The organism is Streptomyces viridosporus (assembly GCF_002078235.1).
Lineage (GTDB): Bacteria > Actinomycetota > Actinomycetes > Streptomycetales > Streptomycetaceae > Streptomyces > Streptomyces viridosporus.
Window position 1 is genome coordinate 1 of sequence record NZ_MSGP01000466.1, and the last position, 4,957, is coordinate 4,957.

A 4,957-nucleotide genomic window follows, 5' to 3' on the forward strand; every position below is an offset into this window, starting at 1 on the left:
CGCGTCGAACGGATCGGGAGCACGCGGACACCGGCCGGGGGCCGGAGCTGTCCCGGACAGCGTGACCTCACGCGTCCGACCACCGCACCGCCCGCACGAAGAACCGACCCGGTCCGACGCGCATCACCTCCTCCCCCTCACCCGTACGCCCGCAGCGCGGGCCACTCGCCCACCGCGGCGGGCCCGGCCGCCCTCATGGAGATGTCTCGCATGCTGCTCGCCGTCGCCGCTTTCGGGATCGCCTTCTTCTGCCTCGCCCTGTGGTGCTCCGTCACCGTCGCCCGGATGCGGGACCTGCCCCCGTGGCGCAGATTCCTGCCGCTCTCCCTTCTCCTGGTCGCCACCGGAGCGAGCCTGCTGCGCTCCGTCGACATCCCCCAGGTGGCCGACGCGGTCGCCTTCCCCCTGAACCTGACCGCCGTCCTCCTGTCGCTCAAGGAGATCCGCGGCCGGCGACACCGGCGCGAGGCCGTCCGTCCCGCGCCGTAGAGAACCGTCGGCCGGCGAGGGACGCGCTGTACTGTTCGGCGGGGCGCGACCGACGGCGGTGCCCCACCTGTCCGTCCGCGGGCAAGGAGCGAGTGGCTTCCGAAACCCCGACCGGTGCCCGGCGCGGCCCTCGGGGGAAGCCCGGACCGTGCGGTGAGGGAGACCCCTCCCGTCCCGTCCCGCACGACGCGCTGCAGGCGTCGTGCCGGGAACCGCTCGGCCCGACCGCGAATCGGACCGGACCGGACCGGCGATCACGGGCGCAAGCCGTCGAACGGAAACGGAACCGGGGTGCGGAGAGCTGCGTGGACGGCCTGACGGAGACGAACCTCAGGGCACTGGCGGGTGCGCGTTCCTTCGAGCGCGGGCTCGGCTACCTCGACGCGGTGACCGGGGTCCAGGTCGGTGACGGCTGGATCAGCGCGACCGTTCACGGCACGGAGCGGTACGGGGCGGAGCTGTACCCGGACGGCCCCGAGGGCATGACCGGCACGTGCGACTGCCCGTACGGCCAGGAGGGGAACTTCTGCAAGCACCTGGTCGCACTCGGACTGACCGTGCTCGCCCGCGAGGACGACCTGCCGCGGCGGCGGAGGACGGCCCGGAAGCGGGCACGGAGCCTCGACGCCTGGCTCTCCGGACTGTCCCGGGAGGAACTGCTCGCCCTGGTAAGGGACCAGATGGCCGAGGACCGGCACCTGCGCCGCCGTCTGGAACTGCGGGCCGCGAGCGCCATGGGGGAGCCGGCGGAGGTCCGGGCCCTGGTCCGTGAACTGCTCGACATCGGCCCGTTCGCCCGGTACGGATACGTCGAGTACGCCGATGCCCGCGCCTACGCCGACCAGGCCGGACAGGCGGTCGCCATGATCAGGCAACTGACCGGCTCGGGCCGGGCAGCCGACGCGATGGACCTGGCGCGGGAGGCCATGGGCCTGCTGGCCCGGGCGGCGGACCGCGTCGACGACTCCGACGGGCGGCTCGGAGACATCGGAGCCGACCTCGCCGACGCGCACCGCGCAGCGTGCCGCGCGGCACGGCCCGACCCCGAGGCGCTCGCACACTGGCTGGCCGACCGGGCCCTCGACGACGCGGCCGACCCGATCGACATCGACCCGCTCGACTACGAGGACCTGCTCGGCGCACCGGGAATGAGGATCCTGCGGGAACGCGCGGTCGAGGCGTGGCGGGCCAACCGGACCGGTTGGGCCGAGAAGGACCTGATGCGACGCCTCGCGAAGGCGGGGCGGGACACGGACACGGTGATCGCCGTGCACGCCGCGGACCTCGCACCGAACGGCCACACCCACCTGGTCATCGCCCGGGAACTGGAGGCCGCCGGCCGCCCCGGTGAGGCCCAGGAGTGGGCCGAGCGCGGCATCCGGGACGTCCGGGAACAGGAGCAGGGCCTCGCCTCGGTCGACACGGCTCTCGTCGACCACCTCTCCGACCGCTACACGGAAGCGGACCGGCTCACCGACGCCGTGGCCCTGCGCCGCGACCACTTCGCCGCCCGCCGCAGCCTGCTCACGTACCGCCAACTGCGCGCGGCGGCCCGTGCCGCCGGCCGCTGGCCGACCGAGCGCGAGAACGCGCTCGCCCTGTTGCGGGCCGACGCCGGGCGGAGCGGGCGCCGGGGCGGTTCCGTCCTGGTCGACGTCCTCCTCGACGACCAGGACGTCGACGCCGCCTGGCAGGCCGCCGCCGAGACCGGCGCCCACGACGACCGGTGGCTCACCCTCGCCGACCGGTCCCGCACCGCGCGCCCCGCCGACGCGCTCACCGTCTACCGGCGCCTCGCCGAACCGCTCACCGGGCAGACCGGCAACGCCGTCTACGAAAGGCTGGTCGGCCTGCTGCTGAGCATGCGGGACTGCCACCACCGCCTGGGCACACCGGACGACTTCACCGCGTACGCCGCCGACCTGCGCGCCGCCCACAAACGCAAGCGGAACCTGATGCGCCTGATGGACGAGCACGGACTGTGAGAGGTGCACCGGGACGGTGAGGGACGGAGAGCATGATCCGGTGAGACCGCATCCCGTTCCCGTCCCCGACGTCAGCCCCCGCAGGAACGAGCGCTGCAGCGCCAGGAAGGCGAGCCCCGACGGCAGCACCCCGATGCCCACCTGGTCGTCCGAGCGCAAGGAGCGCAGCGCCAGCATGTACTGGTCCCAGATCATCGTGAACCCGAAGATGCCGATCACAGCCAGGGTGAAGCGGCAGAGCGGCAGGACGACCTGCCAGAAGACACGGAATTCACCCGCGCCGTCCAGCTTCACCGACTCCTCCAGCTCCTTGGGGGATCTCCTTCATGGCCTCGGTCATCACCAGGATCGAGAAGCCCCACGCCGCCACCGACACGATCATGCCGGCCAGCGAGCCGACCAGACTGATGTGCAGCACCGGCAGGCCCGCCGGCAGCACCGACCCGACCGCTGACGCAGGTAGGGCTTATAGCGCTTGTAGAGCTTGCAGGGATCCAGAATGCTGATCCGGCCGACCCACCGTCCGACCAGGAGTTCGTCCGCGCTGGCCGCACTCGCGAGCCGGCGGACGATGTCACGCGCCGAGCCTGCTCGGCGGCCTGTGTGCCGCAGCCCGAGCCCCGACCCTTCCGGTCCAGAGGCTCGACGATGCGGACCGGGGCGCTTTCCGACGGCTTGCGCAGTAGGGCCCGGTGTAGCATGACCGACACGCCGCAGCACCCTCGGGGCGGTCACACACCTCCACCCGCCGGATGCTGAAAATTTTCTCCAGAGCCTCTTGACTCATCGCATACCCTGTCTAACCTGATTACTAGGTCATAACACCGAAAGAGTTACAAAGTCGACGAGGACGTCTAGTCGGCGGAGTGACTCGGACAGGATGTGGCTCAGGCCCCCGGCAAGCCGGCGCGATACCGGAGCGACAGTGACGACTGAAGCCCCAGGACACGTGCAGCACTACCGGGGACTGTTTTGCCTCGGAGCCTTCGCACCGCCGAGTCGCGGTGCGAAGGCGGCACCATGCCCACGAAGCCGCCCGCCCGGTCCCCCTTGGTGCGGGCGGCTCCTGCTGTAGATGCACGGAGATCGAGACCGGCAGCGACACACCGCAGGCGCCCTGGGCTACTGAACGACACCGACCGGGTCCGACGGCGGGACGCGCACCCGCGCCACCGGCCCGAGAGACGAAAAAGCCGCCCCCCATGGCGCACACCCAGGCCGGTAACGCGGGCGGCCGCACCAGACCACTGCACTCCCTGGACCGACCACCACGTCACCACACGCGCGCCCTTTTGAAAGCACCCTGAGCATCCGCCCCTGGAACTGCCTAGGGGCCTTCCCGCTTCCCAGGGCTCACCTGCGACGATGCCCCAAGATCCCCTCCACGACCCATCCGCGGACTCCGACCCGGGCCTGCTTCCGGTGGCGTACGGCTGTACATACGCGAAGACCCCGCTCCCAGCGTTTCCGCTGGGAGCGGGGTCTTCGGGCACCTCATACTGGGTGCCCCCGGCAGGATTCGAACCTGCGCACACGGCTCCGGAGGGCGTTGGAGATCCGTGCGACGTTGCTGGTCATAAGCGCGGGGAGCACCGGAGGGACAGAGCCTGTCCACACATGGTCCATGGCAAGTGAGAGGCCTTAGCATGGCAACCTGGTGCTGGGGGCGCCCCGGGACCTGTGTTGCTGACCGCGCCACCTATGGGCGCGTACCCAGGGCTGGCAAGCTCTGGTTACTGCTGCTTCCTCTCATCCTCATCTTCTCCGGCTACGGTGATCCACGCACGGAGGTCGCTTGCTCTCATGCCTTCTCCCTTCGGATCGTGATCGTTCAGCGCCGTGGCGGCTGCCAGAGCGAGAGTGGCGTGAACCTGGGCAGCGGCGAGACGGTATCGCTCCAAGTCGCTTCCAATGTCCGTCGCTTCGGCGTCGGAAAGCAGCTGCTCGGCCTTCTCGTAATGGTCGGGGCCGGAAACCATAGGTCGCCTCCATGGGGTATGAACATTTACTCAGCTGAGCGGTTGCAAGCTTACGGGCGGCTAGGATGGCAACGGCAGGCAGTCCGGGGAGAGTTGGGGCCAGACGGCTTCGCCCCGCTGACATCCGCCTTGTAAGAGCTCCTAACGGAATGCAGTTTGCAGGCGGCGCCAGCAGATCAGCGAGCAGGCGAGTTTGAGGAACGCCTCGTGGATGTCGTCGCGGATCTCCCAGCGGATGCGCAGGCGGCTGAACCAGTGCAGCAGCGCGATCGTCTGCTCGACAACCCACCGCTTGGTGCCCAGACCGGAGCCGTGCTCGGTGCCACGGCGGGCGATCACGGGCTTGATGCCCTTCGCCCGGACCTGGCGGCGGTAGCAGTCATGGTCATAGCCGCGGTCTGCGTAGATCTCCCGGGGCCGCTGCCGCGGTCGCCCCCGCTTGCCGCGGATCGGTGGGACCGCTTCCAGAAGCGGCATGAGCTCGGTGATGTCATTGCGGTTGCC

At 70.3% G+C, this 4,957-nt stretch carries 5 protein-coding genes; 2 read left to right on the forward strand and 3 right to left on the reverse strand.

The window, feature by feature from the left end; genetic code table 11:
- Positions 1–210 precede the first annotated feature (210 nt).
- Positions 211–489 carry a hypothetical protein gene (locus B7L92_RS29230; RefSeq protein WP_255311194.1) on the forward strand — a complete coding sequence of 93 codons (279 nt, stop codon included), beginning with the start codon at positions 211–213 and terminating at the stop codon, positions 487–489.
- A 305-nt stretch (positions 490–794) separates the two neighbouring features.
- Positions 795–2,474: an SWIM zinc finger family protein gene (locus B7L92_RS29235; protein WP_081240380.1), complete on the forward strand. Its 1,680-nt coding sequence runs from the start codon at positions 795–797 to the stop codon at positions 2,472–2,474.
- A gap of 271 nt (positions 2,475–2,745) precedes the next feature.
- On the opposite strand, the gene B7L92_RS42840 is transcribed toward B7L92_RS29235, so the two are convergent.
- From B7L92_RS42840 to B7L92_RS29250, 3 genes are all read right to left on the reverse strand, one after another.
- Positions 2,746–2,892, reverse strand: a complete 147-nt coding sequence (locus B7L92_RS42840; protein WP_255311195.1) for a hypothetical protein — start codon at positions 2,890–2,892, stop codon at positions 2,746–2,748.
- 1,315 nt (positions 2,893–4,207) lie between these two features.
- Entirely contained in the window at positions 4,208–4,453 is a 246-nt protein-coding gene (locus tag B7L92_RS29245) for a hypothetical protein (RefSeq protein ID WP_081240381.1), read from the reverse strand.
- A 141-nt stretch (positions 4,454–4,594) separates the two neighbouring features.
- Positions 4,595–4,957 (reverse strand): transposase (locus tag B7L92_RS29250; RefSeq protein ID WP_143626394.1); only part of this gene is annotated, 363 nt, incomplete at its 5' end.

Coding starts and splice junctions, on each gene's coding strand:
- B7L92_RS29230 (WP_255311194.1), top strand. CDS start 211: ATGCTGCTCGCCGTCGCCGCTTTCGGGATCGCCTTCTTCTGCCTCGCC.
- B7L92_RS29245 (WP_081240381.1), bottom strand. CDS start 4,453: ATGGTTTCCGGCCCCGACCATTACGAGAAGGCCGAGCAGCTGCTTTCC.